The organism is Streptomyces sp. NPDC050619 (assembly GCF_040654815.1).
Taxonomy (GTDB): Bacteria; Actinomycetota; Actinomycetes; order Streptomycetales; family Streptomycetaceae; genus Streptomyces.
This window is the reverse complement of record NZ_JBFAIR010000001.1, coordinates 1-14,077: the sequence shown is the minus strand read 5'-3', so window position 1 is coordinate 14,077 and position 14,077 is coordinate 1. Positions and strand designations below refer to the sequence as shown.

The window sequence follows — 14,077 nt, the reverse complement described above, 5'->3', positions numbered from 1 at the left end:
GGGAACCCATGTTTGACACGGTGCTGGTGGCCAATCGGGGCGAGATCGCCGTACGGGTGATCCGTACGCTGCGCTCGCTCGGCGTGCGCTCGGTGGCCGTCTTCAGCGACGCCGATGCCGACGCCCGGCATGTGCGGGAGGCCGACACGGCCGTACGGATCGGTCCGGCGCCGGCGTCCGAGAGCTACCTGTCGGCGGAGCGCCTCCTGGAGGCGGCGGCGCGGACGGGCGCGCAGGCCGTGCACCCGGGATACGGCTTCCTCGCGGAGAACGCCGGCTTCGCGCGCGCCTGCGCGGCGGCCGGGCTGGTCTTCATCGGGCCCCCGGCCGACGCGATCTCCCTCATGGGCGACAAGATCCGCGCCAAGGAGACGGTGAAGGCGGCCGGCGTTCCGGTCGTCCCGGGGTCCAGCGGCAGCGGGCTGACGGACGCCGAACTGGCCGACGCCGCCCGGGAGATCGGCATGCCGGTGCTGCTGAAGCCGAGCGCCGGCGGGGGCGGCAAGGGCATGCGGCTGGTGCGGGAGCCGTCGCTGCTGTCCGACGAGATCGCCGCCGCCCGCCGCGAGGCCCGCGCCTCCTTCGGGGACGACACGCTGCTCGTCGAGCGGTGGATCGACCGGCCCCGGCACATCGAGCTCCAGGTCCTGGCGGACGGCCACGGGAACGTCGTCCACCTCGGGGAGCGTGAGTGCTCCCTCCAGCGCCGGCACCAGAAGATCATCGAGGAGGCGCCGAGCGTGCTCCTCGACGAGGCCACGCGCGCGGCGATGGGCGAGGCGGCGGTGCAGGCGGCCCGTTCCTGCGGGTATGAGGGCGCGGGCACGGTCGAGTTCATCGTGCCGGGCAGCGACCCGTCCACGTACTTCTTCATGGAGATGAACACGCGTCTCCAGGTCGAGCATCCGGTGACCGAGCTGGTCACGGGACTCGACCTGGTCGAGTGGCAGCTCCGGGTCGCGGCGGGCGAGCAACTGCCCTTCGCGCAGGACGAGATCCGGCTGACCGGACACGCCGTCGAAGCCCGTATCTGCGCCGAGGATCCCTCTCGGGGCTTCCTCCCCTCCGGCGGCACCGTGCTCCGGCTGCACGAACCCCAGGGCGACGGCGTCCGCACCGATTCGGGCCTGACCGAGGGCACGGAGGTCGGCTCGCTGTACGACCCGATGCTGTCCAAGGTGATCGCGTACGGCCCGGACCGCGCGACCGCGCTGCGCAAGCTCCGGGCGGCCCTGGCCCGGACGGTGACGCTGGGCGTGCCGACGAACGCGGGGTTCCTCAGGCGGCTGCTGGCTCATCCGGCGGTCGTGGCGGGCGAGTTGGACACGGGGCTGGTCGAGCGGGAGGCCGAGGGGCTCGTCTCCACGGATGTACCGGAAGAGGTGTACGAGGCGGCGGCGGCCGTACGTCTCGATGCGCTGCGGCCGAGGGGCGAGGGCTGGACCGATCCCTTCTCCGTGCCGAGCGGCTGGCGGCTGGGCGGGGAGCCCAAGCCCGTCGTCTTCCACCTGCGCGTCCAGGACCCCGTCGCGTACCTCCCGCGCGGCACCCACACCGTCACCGACGACGACGTCCGCGTCACCCTCGACGGCGTCCGCCACACCTTCCACCGCGCCGCCGACTGGGTGGGCCGCGACGGCGACGCCTGGCACGTCCGCGATCACGACCCGGTCGCCGCCTCGCTCACCCGGGCCGCGCGCTCCGGCGCCGACTCGCTCACCGCGCCCATGCCCGGCACGGTCACGGTCGTGAAGGTCGCCGTCGGCGACGAGGTGAGCGTGGGCCAGAGCCTGCTGGTCGTCGAGGCGATGAAGATGGAGCACGTCATCTCCGCCCCGCACGCCGGCACGGTCACCGAGCTGGACGTCGTACCGGGCACGACGGTCGCCATGGATCAGGTGCTCGCCGTGATCGCGCCCCAGGAGACCCAGGTGCTTCATGAGCCCCAGGAGACCCAGGAGGCCCACGAGCCTCAGAAGGAGGTGGCGGAATGACCGTGGAAGGACTTCCCATGGCCGTCCCGGCCCAGGGCCTGCCCGCCCGGGTGCGGATCCACGAGGTCGGCGCGCGTGACGGCCTCCAGAACGAGAAGTCGACCGTGCCGACCGAGGTCAAGGCGGAGTTCGTCCGCCGACTGGCCGACGCGGGCCTGACGACGATCGAGGCCACGAGCTTCGTCCACCCCAAGTGGGTGCCCCAACTCGCCGACGCCGAGCAGCTGTTCCCGCTCGTGAGCGGTCTCCCGGTCGCGCTCCCCGTCCTCGTGCCGAACGAGCGCGGCCTGGACCGCGCCCTGGCGCTCGGTGCCCGCAGCGTCGCCGTCTTCGCCAGCGCCACCGAGTCCTTCGCGAAGGCCAACCTCAACCGCACGGTGGACGAGGCGCTGGCGATGTTCGAGCAGGTGGTGAGCCGGGCGAAGGCGGAGGACGTCCAGGTGCGCGGCTACCTCTCGATGTGCTTCGGCGACCCGTGGGAGGGCGCGGTCCCGGTCCCCCAGGTCGTCCGCGTGTGCCGGGCGCTCCTCGACATGGGCTGCGACGAACTGAGCCTGGGCGACACGATCGGGGTGGCCACCCCCGGCCACGTCCTCGCGCTGCTCGCCGCCCTCGCCGAAGAGCGGGTCCCGGTCAGCGCCCTGGGCGTGCACTTCCACGACACGTACGGCCAGGCGCTCGCCAACACCCTGGCCGCCCTCCAGCACGGCGTCACCACGGTCGACGCCTCCGCGGGCGGCCTCGGCGGCTGCCCGTTCGCCAAGTCCGCCACCGGCAACCTCGCCACCGAAGACCTCGTGTGGATGCTTCAGGGTCTCGGCATCGACACGGGAGTCGATCTCGGCCGTCTCGTCGCCACGAGCGTGTGGATGGCCGGCCAACTGGGCCGACCCAGCCCGTCCCGCACCGTCCGAGCCCTCTCCCACCAGGAGCAGTGAACAACGATGGACCACCGTCTCTCCCCCGAGCTGGAGGAACTCCGCCGCACGGTCGAGGAGTTCGCCCACGACGTCGTCGCCCCCAAGATCGGTGACTTCTACGAGCGGCACGAGTTCCCGTACGGGATCGTCCGCGAGATGGCCCGCATGGGCCTGTTCGGGCTGCCGTTCCCCGAGGAGTACGGCGGCATGGGCGGCGACTACCTTGCCCTCGGCCTCGTGCTGGAGGAACTGGCGCGCGTGGACTCGTCCGTGGCGATCACCCTGGAGGCGGGTGTGTCGCTGGGCGCCATGCCGATCTTCCGGTACGGCACGGAGGCCCAGAAGCGGGAATGGCTCCCGCGTCTGTGCACGGGCGAGCTCCTGGGCGCCTTCGGGCTGACCGAGCCGGACGGCGGCTCGGACGCGGGCGCGACGCGTACGACGGCCCGGCTCGACCCGGACACGGACGAGTGGGTGATCAACGGCACCAAGTGCTTCATCACCAACTCGGGCACGGACATCACGGGGTTGGTGACCGTCACCGCCGTCACCGGCCGCAAGCCCGACGGCGGGCCGCTGATCTCCGCGATCGTCGTCCCGTCCGGCACCCCGGGCTTCACGGTCGCTCCCCCGTACTCGAAAGTCGGCTGGAACGCCTCGGACACCCGCGAGCTGTCCTTCTCCGACGTACGGGTCCCGGCGGCGAACCTGCTGGGCGAGGAGGGCCGGGGCTACGCCCAGTTCCTGCGCATCCTGGACGAGGGCCGCATCGCGATCGCGGCACTGGCGACCGGTCTCGCGCAGGGCTGCGTGGACGAGTCGGTGAAGTACGCGCAGGAACGTCACGCCTTCGGCCGGCCCATCGGCGCCAACCAGGCCATCCAGTTCAAGATCGCCGACATGGAGATGAAGGCCCACACCGCCCGCCTGGCCTGGCGGGACGCGGCCTCCCGCCTGGTGTCCGGCGAGCCCTTCAAGAAGGAGGCGGCCCTGGCCAAGCTGTACTCCTCCACGATCGCCGTGGACAACGCCCGTGAGGCCACCCAGATCCACGGCGGCTACGGCTTCATGAACGAGTACCCGGTGGCCCGTATGTGGCGAGACTCCAAGATCCTGGAGATCGGCGAGGGCACGAGCGAGGTGCAGCGGATGCTGATCGCACGGGAGTTGGGGCTGGCGGGCTGATCAGCCCGCCCGGCTCACCCGCCCGTCACCGAGGCCTGTGGACAGGAACTCAGCGATGGCGGCGGTGTACTCGTAGGCGCGCAGGGCGGCGGCGAGGACGCTGTCCTGGTGTCCTGGGCCTCGGATTCGGCGAGCGCCTGGTTCATGCGCCTGCCGCGCGAACGCCGCCGCCTGTCCCGCCTCCGCCAGGTACCCCGGCGGCGACCGGCAGTGCCGCGTCGGCCCGCACCACCGCTTCGACGTCCGTCACAACAGCCACAACGCACCGAAGGGTGTTAAGGCTCCTCACGTGCCCGGACGCCCGGATCACCGAGTGGCCACAGTTGTCACATGGTAGGTTCACCATTCCTTATGGCCCCTGGGAGAGCGTGAGGAATGGCTGGACCCGCCGTTTCGGTGATTGTCGCCGCGTACAACGCGATGCCGTATCTGACGCGTTGCATCACCTCCGTCGCCGAGCAGAGCATCGGCCGGGACGCGTTGGACGTCATCGTCGTGGACGACGGCTCGACGGACGGCACGGCGCGGGAGCTCGACCGGCTGGCGGCGCTCCACCCCGGGCTGCTGCGCGTCATCCGGCAGGAGAACTCGGGCGGTCCGGCGGCGCCCCGCAACGTCGGACTCGACCACGCCCGGGGCACGTTCGTCTTCTTCCTGGACGCCGACGACTACCTGGGCCCGGAAGCCCTGGAGCGCATGGTGGCGATGGCCGAGGCGAACGGCACCGACGTCGTCCTCGGCAAGATGGTCGGCGTCGGCGGGCGCACCCCTCCGGCCTCGATGTTCCGGCGCGACCAGCCGAGGACCGACGTCTTCTCCTCGCGCGTGTACTGGACGCTCAACCCCATGAAGTTATTCCGCCGCGACCTGCTGGAGCGCCACCGGTTACGGTTCCCGACCGACCTGCCCACCGGCGAGGACCAGCCCTTCGTGGCGAGCGCGTACCTGCACGCCTCGGGGATCTCCGTCCTGGCCGGCTACGACTGCCTGTTCTGGGTGCTGCGGGACGACGAGGGCAACATCACCCGGAGCACCTCGGGTTCGGAACCCCGGCTGCGTTTCCTGGCCCGCATGGTCGACCTGATCACCGCGAACGTGCCGGCCGGTCCCGGCCGCGACCACCTCGCCCACCGGCACCTCGCCGTCGAGGTACGCACGCTGCTGCGCGTGCACCTGGTGCTCGAACCCCGCGAGACACAGCGGCGAACCCTGGACCGCCTCGCCGAGATCATCGAACCCTTACTCCACGACGGCCTGCGCGATCGGCTCCCGGCGCTGGTGTGGCTGCGCCTGCACCTCATACGGCACCGGATGCTCGACGAGCTCCTCGACGTCATCCGGTTCGAGGAGGATCCGCGAGCGGGGGCCGCGTCCGCGCCGGTCGTCGTCGAGGGCGGGCGAGCGTACGCCCGCTACCCCTACTTCCGCGACCCCGAGCGCGCGCTCCCCGACACCTGCTATGACATCACCGCCGAACTCGGTCCGCGCCACCACGTCTCACGCGCCGAACTGCTCGGCACCACCCTGCACTTGACCGGCCACGGCTACCTCCACCGGGTGGAGACGCGGGACGTCGCCACCGAGCTCGTGGTGCGCGAGCGCGACCGGGGCACCGAGTACCGCCTGCCGGTCACGCACACCGCCACGCCCGGCCTCGGCGAGGACGGGAGCGAGAAGGGCGTCGGCCACAGCTACGACAAGGCCGGCTTCGAGGCGGTCGTCGACCTCACCACCGCCGCCGACGGCAAGCCGCTCGGCGACGGGCTGTGGGACCTCTGCCTCGCGATCGGCGCCCAGGGGCTCACGCGCGAGGTCCGCATCGGCAGCAAGCGGGCCGCCGACGTCTCCGGCCAGGCCGCCACGCACCTCGTGGACACCGCCGAGGGCACCCGCGCCGTCACCCTCTACACCACCAAGCCGCACGGCAACTTCACCCTCGACCTCGGCGAACGCAAGCACCGGGTGCTGTCGCGGCTCGGCATCGACGCGGTCGGCTGGGCCCCGGACGCGCCGAACGAGCTGGAGTTCACCGGCCGGTGCACGCTCGCCGCGTATCCGGAAGGCACCCTCACCCTGAGCCTGAGCCCGGACGACGGCCGACTGGGCGCGACGGCCGAGTTTCCCGCGCGCCACTCCGGGAAGGGCTTCGTCATACGGGTGCCGGTCACCGAACTCCCCGCCGGCGTCTGGACCGGCGAACTCCGTCTCGCCGACTGGTTCTGGCCGTTGCCGGAGCTGCCGGAGGGCTTCTCGTCGGTCAAGTGGCGCAACCGGGGAGGCCGTTGGCAGGCGGGGCCCGCCGCGAGGCGGGGTGAGGGCTTCGCCCTTCAGGTCGCGAGGGCGGGTCTCATCAGGGCCCTCACCCGGCGCTTCAAGCGCTGAGCGGCGCCCCAACCCTGGACATCTTGTGAGGTTAGGCTAACCTACCTTCAAACTTGTCCGGCGGGCGTTTTGCCCTGTTCGAAAGCAGCACACCATGTCCCACGCACGAGCCGCCCACCTCACCCGCCGTGGCGTTCTCGCCGCCGGCGGCGCCCTCGGACTCGGCGCTGCCCTGGCCGCCTGCGGCGACAGCGAGTCGGAGAGCGGCGGCTCGGACTCGACGGCCTCCGCCAAGGCCTCCGGCCCCTGGTCCTTCAAGGACGACCGCGGCACGACCGTGAAGCTGGACGAGGTGCCCACGAAGATCGTCGCCTTCACCGGTGTCGCCGCCGCCCTGTACGACTACGGCATCGAGATCAAGGGCGTGTTCGGCCCGACCACGACCAAGTCCGGCAAGGCCGACGTCCAGGCGGGCGACATGGACGTCAGCAAGCTGACGGTCTTCGGGAACATATGGGACTCGTTCAACGTCGAGAAGTACGCGGCCTTCGCGCCGCAGGTCCTCCTCACGACGACCTTCGACAGCGCGGGCACCCTCTGGTACGTGCCCGAGGCCTCGAAGGACAAGATCACGCAGCTGGCTCCGAGCGTCGCCATCTCGGTCTACGACCGTCAGCTGACCAAGCCGCTCCAGCGCATGTGGGAGCTGGCCGATTCGCTCGGCGCGGACATGACGGCACCCAAGGTCACCGACGCCAAGAAGCGTTTCGAGGAGGCCTCGGAGCGGCTGCGCAAGGCCGCGAAGGCCAGGCCCGAGATCAAGGTGCTGGCGGGTTCCGCGGCGGAGACGGTCTTCTACGTCTCCGGCACCAACCTCTCCGTCGACCTGGAGTACTTCAAGGCACTCGGCGTGAACTTCGTCGAGCCCTCGGAGGCGGCCAAGAAGGCGACCGGCGGCTGGTTCGAGTCCCTGAGCTGGGAGAACGTCGACAAGTACCCGGCCGACATCATCATGATGGACGACCGCTCCGCGACCATCCAGCCGGCCGACCTCACCGAGGCCACTTGGAAGAAGCTGCCGGCGGTTGAGGCTGGGCAGGTGATCTCGCGCTCTCCTGAACCGATCCTGTCGTACGACAAGTGCGTGCCGATGGTGGAGGGGTTGGCCAAGGCCATTGAGGGTGCGAAGAAGGTCAGCTGATTGGGGGGTTGAGCTTGTCTTGTGAGTGCGGGCCAGTTGTGGCTGGTCGCGCAGTTCCCCGCGCCCCTAGGTACGTATCCCTGACGTCGATTCAGGAGTTACCCCGTGACTACCGCCGTAGCCGCCACCTTCCGTTTCTTTTCCCTTCAAGTCGTACGGACTCGGCGGCTCGGGCCGTCTCTCGTCCGGGTCTCCTTCGCGGGGCCCGACCTGAAGGACTTCCACTCCGACGGGCGTGACCAGTCCCTGTCGTTGTTCATCCCGCACCCGGGTCAGTCCGAGCCCGTCGTCCCGGTCGAGCTGGGTGACGGGTGGTGGCAGGGGTGGCGCGACCTCCCGGATGACGTGCGGGCGGTGATGCGGTCGTACACGCTTCGGGCCCTGCGGCGCGCTCCCGACGAGATCGACATCGATTTCGTGCTGCACACTCCGGCCGGCCCGGCCTCCGCGTGGGCCTCGCGGGCCGCGGTCGGCGACAAGGTGCTGCTGATCGGCCCGGCGGTCGCGGACAACCGGGCGATCCGGTTCCGGCCGCCCGAGGACACCGATCTGGTCGTGATCTGGGGCGACGAGACCGCCGTACCCGCCGTCTGCTCCATCGTCGAGTCGCTGCCGGCCGGCCTGCCCGCCCGGGTATGGCTGGAGGTGCCGCACGCCGGTGACATCCAGGACCTGGTGACCGAGGCGGACGCCGATATCACCTGGCTGGTGCGGGAGGAGAACGGCACCGAGACCTCCCCCATGGCTCTCGGCGCCCTGCGCGAGGCCCGACTCCCGGCCGCCGAGCACCCGTACGTCTGGATCGCGGGCGAGTCGGGGTGCGTGAAGGAGCTGCGCCGGCACTTCGTGCGCGAGCGGGAGATCGACCGCCGCAGAGTCACGTTCGTCGGCTACTGGAGACAAGGCCTGAGCGAGGAGCAACTGCGCGAGGAGGGATAGCGCGCACACGCCCCCCAACCAGCTTGCGTCAGCCCTGTGTTCAGCGTGACCGCAGTCACGGCAGGGGCAGCGTTTCGACAAGGTTAGTTAGGTTAGGCTTACCTAAGTTGAAGCCGAGGTTCCACCTCACCCCCGCCCTACGGACTGTCCCCACCGGAGGACCCGCCCATGCGCTCGCACCTGCTCAACGACACGACCACGGAGCACTACCGCCGCTCCGTGACCGAAGGAATCGAGCGGGTGGCGGCCAAACTCGCCACCACCGACCGTCCGTTCACCGGCGTCACCGTCGACGCCCTCTCCCCCACCATCGACGAGATCGACCTCGACGAGCCGTTGCGGGACACCGCCGCGGCGCTCGACGAACTGGAGGACGTCTACCTCCGGGACGCGGTCTACTTCCACCACCCCCGCTACCTCGCCCACCTCAACTGCCCGGTCGTCATCCCGGCCGTGGTCGGCGAGGCGGTCCTCTCCGCCGTCAACTCCTCCCTGGACACCTGGGACCAGTCGGCCGGCGGCACCCTCATCGAGCGCAAGCTCATCGACTGGACCACCGCCCGCATCGGCCTGGGCGAGAACGCCGACGGCGTGTTCACCTCCGGCGGCACCCAGTCCAACCTCCAGGCGCTGCTGCTCGCGCGGGAGGAGGCCAAGACCGACTCGTTCGCCAAACTGCGCATCTTCGCCTCCGAGGCCAGCCACTTCAGCGTGAAGAAGTCGGCGAAACTGCTCGGCCTGAGCCAGGACTCCGTCGTGTCGATCCCCGTCGGCAGCGACAAGCGCATGCAGACCGTCGCGCTCGCCCGTGAGCTGGAGCGCTGCAAGCAGGACGGCCTCGCCCCCATGGCCGTCGTCGCCACCGCCGGCACCACCGACTTCGGCTCCATCGACCCGCTGCCCGAGATCGCCGAGCTGTGCGACCAGTACGGCGTGTGGATGCACGTCGACGCCGCCTACGGCTGCGGACTGCTCGCCTCGGTCAGGTACCGGGACCGCATCGAGGGCATCGAGCGGGCCGACTCGGTCACCGTCGACTACCACAAGTCCTTCTTCCAGCCGGTGAGTTCGTCCGCCGTGCTGGTCCGGGACGCGGCCACCCTGCGCCACGCCACCTACCACGCGGAGTACCTCAACCCGCGCCGCATGGTGCAGGAACGTATCCCCAACCAGGTCGACAAGTCCCTCCAGACCACCCGCCGCTTCGACGCGCTCAAGCTGTGGATGACCCTGCGGGTGATGGGCGCGGAGGGCATCGGCCAGCTCTTCGACGAGGTCTGCGACCTGGCCGTCGAAGGCTGGCAGCTCCTGGCCGCCGACCCGCGCTACGACGTGGTCGTCCAGCCGACCCTCTCCACCCTCGTCTTCCGCTACATTCCGGCCGCCGTCACCGACCCGGCCGAGATCGACCGCGCCAACCTGTACGCCCGCAAGGCCCTGTTCGCCTCCGGCGACGCGGTGGTCGCGGGCACCAAGGTGGGCGGCCGCCACTACCTGAAGTTCACCCTGCTCAACCCCGAGACGACGACCGACGACATGGCCGCCGTCCTCGACCTGATCGCCGGCCATGCCGAGCAGTACCTGGGAGAGTCCCTTGACCGCGCTTCCTGAACCCACCCGCACGTATGACTTCGTGGGGATCGGGCTCGGCCCGTTCAACCTCGGCCTGGCCTGCCTCACCGAACCCATCGACGCACTCGACGGCGTCTTCCTGGAGTCGAAGCCCGACTTCGAGTGGCACGCGGGCATGTTCCTGGAGGGCGCCCACCTCCAGACCCCGTTCCTGTCGGACCTGGTCACCCTGGCCGACCCGACCTCGCCGTACTCCTTCCTCAACTACCTGAAGGAGCAGGGCAGGCTGTACTCGTTCTACATCCGCGAGAACTTCTACCCGCTGCGGGTCGAGTACGACGACTACTGCCGCTGGGCCGCGAACAAGCTGAGCAGCGTCCGCTTCAGTACGACGGTGACCGACGTGACGTACGACGAAGGCGACGAGCTGTACGTCGTACGGACCCAGGCCGGTGACACGTACCGCGCCCGCCGCCTGGTCCTCGGCACCGGCACCCCGCCCTACATACCCGAGGCCTGCGAGGGCCTGGGCGGCGACTTCCTGCACAACTCCCGCTATCTCCAGCACAAAACGGAGTTGCGGCAGAAGGAGTCGATCACGCTGGTGGGTTCCGGGCAGTCCGCCGCCGAGATCTACTACGACCTGCTAAGCGAGATCGACGTCCACGGCTACCGGCTGAACTGGGTCACCCGCTCCCCGCGCTTCTTCCCGCTGGAGTACACGAAACTCACGCTGGAGATGACCTCGCCGGAGTACATCGACTACTACCACGCGCTGCCGGAGCAGACCCGCTACCGCCTCACGGCCGAGCAGAAGGGCCTGTTCAAGGGCATCGACGGCGACCTGATCAACGAGATCTTCGACCTGCTCTACCAGAAGAACCTCGGCGGCCCCGTGCCCACGCGCCTGCTCACCAACTCCTCCCTCAACAGCGCGCGGTACGAGAACGGCACGTACACGCTGGGGCTGCGCCAGGAGGAGCAGGAGAAGGACTACGAGCTGAGCTCCCAGGGCCTGGTCCTGGCCACCGGCTACAAGTTCGCGGAGCCGGAGTTCCTCAAGCCCGTCCGCGACCGGCTGCGCTACGACTCGCGGGGCAACTACGACATCGCCCGCAACTACGCGATCGACGTGACCGGCCGGGGCGTCTTCCTGCAGAACGCCGGCGTCCACACGCACAGCATCACCAGCCCCGACCTGGGCATGGGCGCGTACCGCAACAGCTGCATCATCCGTGAGCTGCTCGGCAGCGAGTACTACCCGGTCGAGAAGACCATCGCGTTCCAGGAGTTCGCCGTATGACCTTCACCTTCCGCCCGCTCGACCCCCTGAAGGACGCCGAGCTGCTGCACTCCTGGCTCACGCATCCCAAGGCGGCGTACTGGATGATGCAGGACGCCAAGCTGGAGGACGTCGAGCGCGCCTATATGGAGATCGCCGCCGACGAGCACTGGCACGCCCTGCTCGGCCTGCACGACGGCGAACCGGCCTTCCTGATGGAGGTGTACGACCCCGCCCACCGCGAGCTGGCCGGCCTGTACGAGCCGCAGCCGGGCGACGTCGGCATGCACTTCCTCGTGCCGCCCACCGACCGGCCCGTGCACGGCTTCACCCGCGCCGTCATCACCGCCGTCATGGCGTACCTCTTCGACGATCCGGAGGTGGAACGGGTGGTCGTCGAACCGGACGTGTCCAACCGGGCCGTCCAGGCCCTGAACGAATCCGTCGGGTTCGTGCCCGACCGAGAGATCCAGAAGCCGGAGAAAAAGGCGTTGTTGAGCTTCTGCACACGGGAACGCTTCTTTAACAGGCACAGCGTTGCGGCGACGGGGGTGTCCGCATGACCCTCGCCGACGCCGTGGCCCACCTCTCCCCCGAACGCTGGGAGAAGGCCAACCGCCAGCTGATCCGCAAGGCGCTCGCCGAGTTCGCGCACGAGCGGCTGATCGAACCCGAGAAGCAGGGCGCCGAGTACGTCGTCCGGGGCGACGACGGCCTCACCCGCTACCGCTTCTCGGCCACCCGCCGCGCCCTCGACCACTGGCAGGTGGACGCCGACTCGATCACCCGCAGCCGCGACGGCGAGGAACTCCCGCTCGCCGCCCTGGACTTCTTCATCGACCTGAAGAAGACGCTGGGCCTGAGCGACGCCGTCCTGCCGGTCTACCTGGAGGAGATCTCCTCCACCCTCTCCGGCACCTGCTACAAACTCACCAAGCCGCAGATCCCGGTCGCCGAACTCGTGACAAGCGGCTTCCAGGCCATCGAGACCGGCATGACCGAGGGCCACCCCTGCTTCGTCGCCAACAACGGGCGGCTCGGCTTCGGGATCCACGAGTACCTGTCGTACGCCCCCGAGACCGCGAGCCCCGTCCGCCTGGTGTGGCTGGCCGCGCACCGCTCGCGGGCGGCGTTCACGGCGGGGGTCGGGATCGAGTACGAGTCGTTCGTGCGGGACGAGCTGGGCGAGGAGACGGTCGAGCGCTTCGCCTGCGTGCTGCGCGACCAGGGTCTCGACCCCGCCGACTACCTCCTCATCCCCGTCCATCCTTGGCAGTGGTGGAACAAGCTCACCGTCACCTTCGCCGCCGAGGTCGCCCGTGGCCACCTCGTCTGCCTGGGCGAGGGCGACGACGAGTACCTGGCCCAGCAGTCCATCCGGACCTTCTTCAACAGCTCCCACCCCGAGAAGCACTATGTGAAGACGGCCCTGTCCGTCCTCAACATGGGCTTCATGCGCGGTCTTTCGGCCGCCTACATGGAGGCGACCCCGGCGATCAACGACTGGCTCGCCCAGCTGATCGAGGGCGACCCGGTGCTGAAGTCGACCGGCCTGTCGATCATCCGCGAGCGGGCGGCCGTCGGCTACCGGCACCTGGAGTACGAGGCGGCGACGGACCGCTACTCGCCGTACCGCAAGATGCTGGCGGCGCTGTGGCGGGAGAGCCCGGTCCCCTCCCTCCAGGACGGCGAGTCCCTCGCCACCATGGCCTCCCTCGTCCACGTCGACCACGAGGGCGCCTCCTTCGCGGGCGCGCTGATCGAGCGGTCGGGCCTGGCCCCGAAGGAGTGGCTGCGCCGCTACCTACGGGCGTACTTCACCCCGCTGCTGCACAGCTTCTACGCCTACGACCTGGTGTTCATGCCGCACGGCGAGAACGTGATCCTGGTCCTGAAGGACGGCGTGGTCCAGCGCGCGATCTACAAGGACATCGCCGAGGAGATCGCGGTCATGGACCCGGAAGCGGTGCTGCCGCCGACGGTCGAGCGGCTGCGTGTGCAGGTGCCCGAGGACAAGAAGCTCCTGTCGATCTTCACGGACGTCTTCGACTGCTTCTTCCGCTTCCTCGCCGCGAACCTCGCCGCCGAGGGAATCCTGGAGGAAGAGGACTTCTGGCGGACGGTCGCTCAGACCGTGCGCGACTACCAGCACGCGGTGCCCGAACTCGCCGACAAGTTCAAGCGCTACGACATGTTCGCCCCCGAGTTCGCGCTGTCCTGCCTCAACCGGCTCCAGCTGCGCAACAACGAACAGATGGTCGACCTCGCGGACCCGGCGGGCGCGCTTCAGCTGGTGGGCAACCTGGAGAACCCCATCGCGGAGCTGTAGGAGGTGTGAGCACCGGCCGCCGGTCCTGAGGGGGTGACAACTGCTACAGATTTTCTAGTCATTCATAGACACCTATGGTCGTGTATCTTGATCGTGTGAAGCTTTCGGAATGGGCGCGTCAGCAGGGCGTGAGCTACCAGACCGCTTGGCGTTGGGTGAAGGACGGGAAGATGCCCGTCCCGGTCCGCCAGGCGCCGTCCGGGACGTGGCTGGTCGATGAGCCCGCCACGGAGACAGTCGGGCGGGTGGTGGCGTACTGCCGTGTGTCGTCCGTCGACCAGAAGGCTGACCTGGACCGGCAGGCGGCCCGTGTCGTGGCCGGTGCGAACCGGC

10 protein-coding genes and 1 pseudogene are annotated in these 14,077 nt (G+C 69.6%); all 11 read left to right on the top strand.

Annotation, left to right across the window (positions count from 1 at the left end; translation table 11 throughout):
* The first annotated feature begins 8 nt into the window (after positions 1-8).
* Positions 9-1,994, top strand: a complete 1,986-nt coding sequence (locus AB0I77_RS00055) for an acetyl/propionyl/methylcrotonyl-CoA carboxylase subunit alpha (protein ID WP_363279955.1) — start codon at positions 9-11, stop codon at positions 1,992-1,994.
* Positions 1,991-2,932, top strand: coding sequence for a hydroxymethylglutaryl-CoA lyase (locus tag AB0I77_RS00050; RefSeq protein ID WP_363279954.1), 942 nt, complete (start codon positions 1,991-1,993; stop codon positions 2,930-2,932). The genes AB0I77_RS00055 and AB0I77_RS00050 overlap by 4 nt, the downstream gene beginning before the upstream one ends.
* Before the next feature lie 6 nt (positions 2,933-2,938).
* The gene (locus AB0I77_RS00045; protein ID WP_363279953.1) at positions 2,939-4,099 is read left to right on the top strand and encodes an acyl-CoA dehydrogenase family protein; all 1,161 of its coding nucleotides are present in this window, start codon (positions 2,939-2,941) and stop codon (positions 4,097-4,099) included.
* A 375-nt stretch (positions 4,100-4,474) separates the two neighbouring features.
* Positions 4,475-6,481 (top strand): glycosyltransferase family 2 protein, encoded by a 2,007-nt coding sequence (locus AB0I77_RS00040; protein WP_363279952.1) that lies wholly within the window; start codon positions 4,475-4,477, stop codon positions 6,479-6,481.
* A gap of 94 nt (positions 6,482-6,575) precedes the next feature.
* The gene (locus AB0I77_RS00035; RefSeq protein ID WP_363279951.1) at positions 6,576-7,622 is read left to right on the top strand and encodes an ABC transporter substrate-binding protein; all 1,047 of its coding nucleotides are present in this window, start codon (positions 6,576-6,578) and stop codon (positions 7,620-7,622) included.
* 105 nt (positions 7,623-7,727) lie between these two features.
* Positions 7,728-8,561, top strand: a complete 834-nt coding sequence (locus AB0I77_RS00030) for a siderophore-interacting protein (RefSeq protein WP_363279950.1) — start codon at positions 7,728-7,730, stop codon at positions 8,559-8,561.
* A 168-nt stretch (positions 8,562-8,729) separates the two neighbouring features.
* Positions 8,730-10,172: a lysine decarboxylase DesA gene (gene desA / locus AB0I77_RS00025; RefSeq protein ID WP_363279949.1), complete on the top strand. Its 1,443-nt coding sequence runs from the start codon at positions 8,730-8,732 to the stop codon at positions 10,170-10,172.
* Complete coding sequence (locus AB0I77_RS00020; protein ID WP_363279948.1) at positions 10,156-11,436, top strand: lysine N(6)-hydroxylase/L-ornithine N(5)-oxygenase family protein; 1,281 nt, start codon at positions 10,156-10,158, stop codon at positions 11,434-11,436. Before desA ends, AB0I77_RS00020 begins: the two co-directional genes overlap by 17 nt.
* Complete coding sequence (locus AB0I77_RS00015) at positions 11,433-11,978, top strand: GNAT family N-acetyltransferase (RefSeq protein ID WP_363279947.1); 546 nt, start codon at positions 11,433-11,435, stop codon at positions 11,976-11,978. The genes AB0I77_RS00020 and AB0I77_RS00015 overlap by 4 nt, the downstream gene beginning before the upstream one ends.
* Positions 11,975-13,744: an IucA/IucC family siderophore biosynthesis protein gene (locus AB0I77_RS00010; protein WP_363279946.1), complete on the top strand. Its 1,770-nt coding sequence runs from the start codon at positions 11,975-11,977 to the stop codon at positions 13,742-13,744. Before AB0I77_RS00015 ends, AB0I77_RS00010 begins: the two co-directional genes overlap by 4 nt.
* Positions 13,745-13,839: 95 nt before the next feature.
* Positions 13,840-14,077: pseudogene (locus tag AB0I77_RS00005) on the top strand (IS607 family transposase); the annotation flags it as partial.

Coding starts and splice junctions, on each gene's coding strand:
- AB0I77_RS00040 (WP_363279952.1), top strand. CDS start 4,475: ATGGCTGGACCCGCCGTTTCGGTGATTGTCGCCGCGTACAACGCGATG.
- AB0I77_RS00055 (WP_363279955.1), top strand. CDS start 9: ATGTTTGACACGGTGCTGGTGGCCAATCGGGGCGAGATCGCCGTACGG.
- AB0I77_RS00035 (WP_363279951.1), top strand. CDS start 6,576: ATGTCCCACGCACGAGCCGCCCACCTCACCCGCCGTGGCGTTCTCGCC.
- AB0I77_RS00045 (WP_363279953.1), top strand. CDS start 2,939: ATGGACCACCGTCTCTCCCCCGAGCTGGAGGAACTCCGCCGCACGGTC.
- AB0I77_RS00010 (WP_363279946.1), top strand. CDS start 11,975: ATGACCCTCGCCGACGCCGTGGCCCACCTCTCCCCCGAACGCTGGGAG.
- desA (WP_363279949.1), top strand. CDS start 8,730: ATGCGCTCGCACCTGCTCAACGACACGACCACGGAGCACTACCGCCGC.
- AB0I77_RS00050 (WP_363279954.1), top strand. CDS start 1,991: ATGACCGTGGAAGGACTTCCCATGGCCGTCCCGGCCCAGGGCCTGCCC.
- AB0I77_RS00015 (WP_363279947.1), top strand. CDS start 11,433: ATGACCTTCACCTTCCGCCCGCTCGACCCCCTGAAGGACGCCGAGCTG.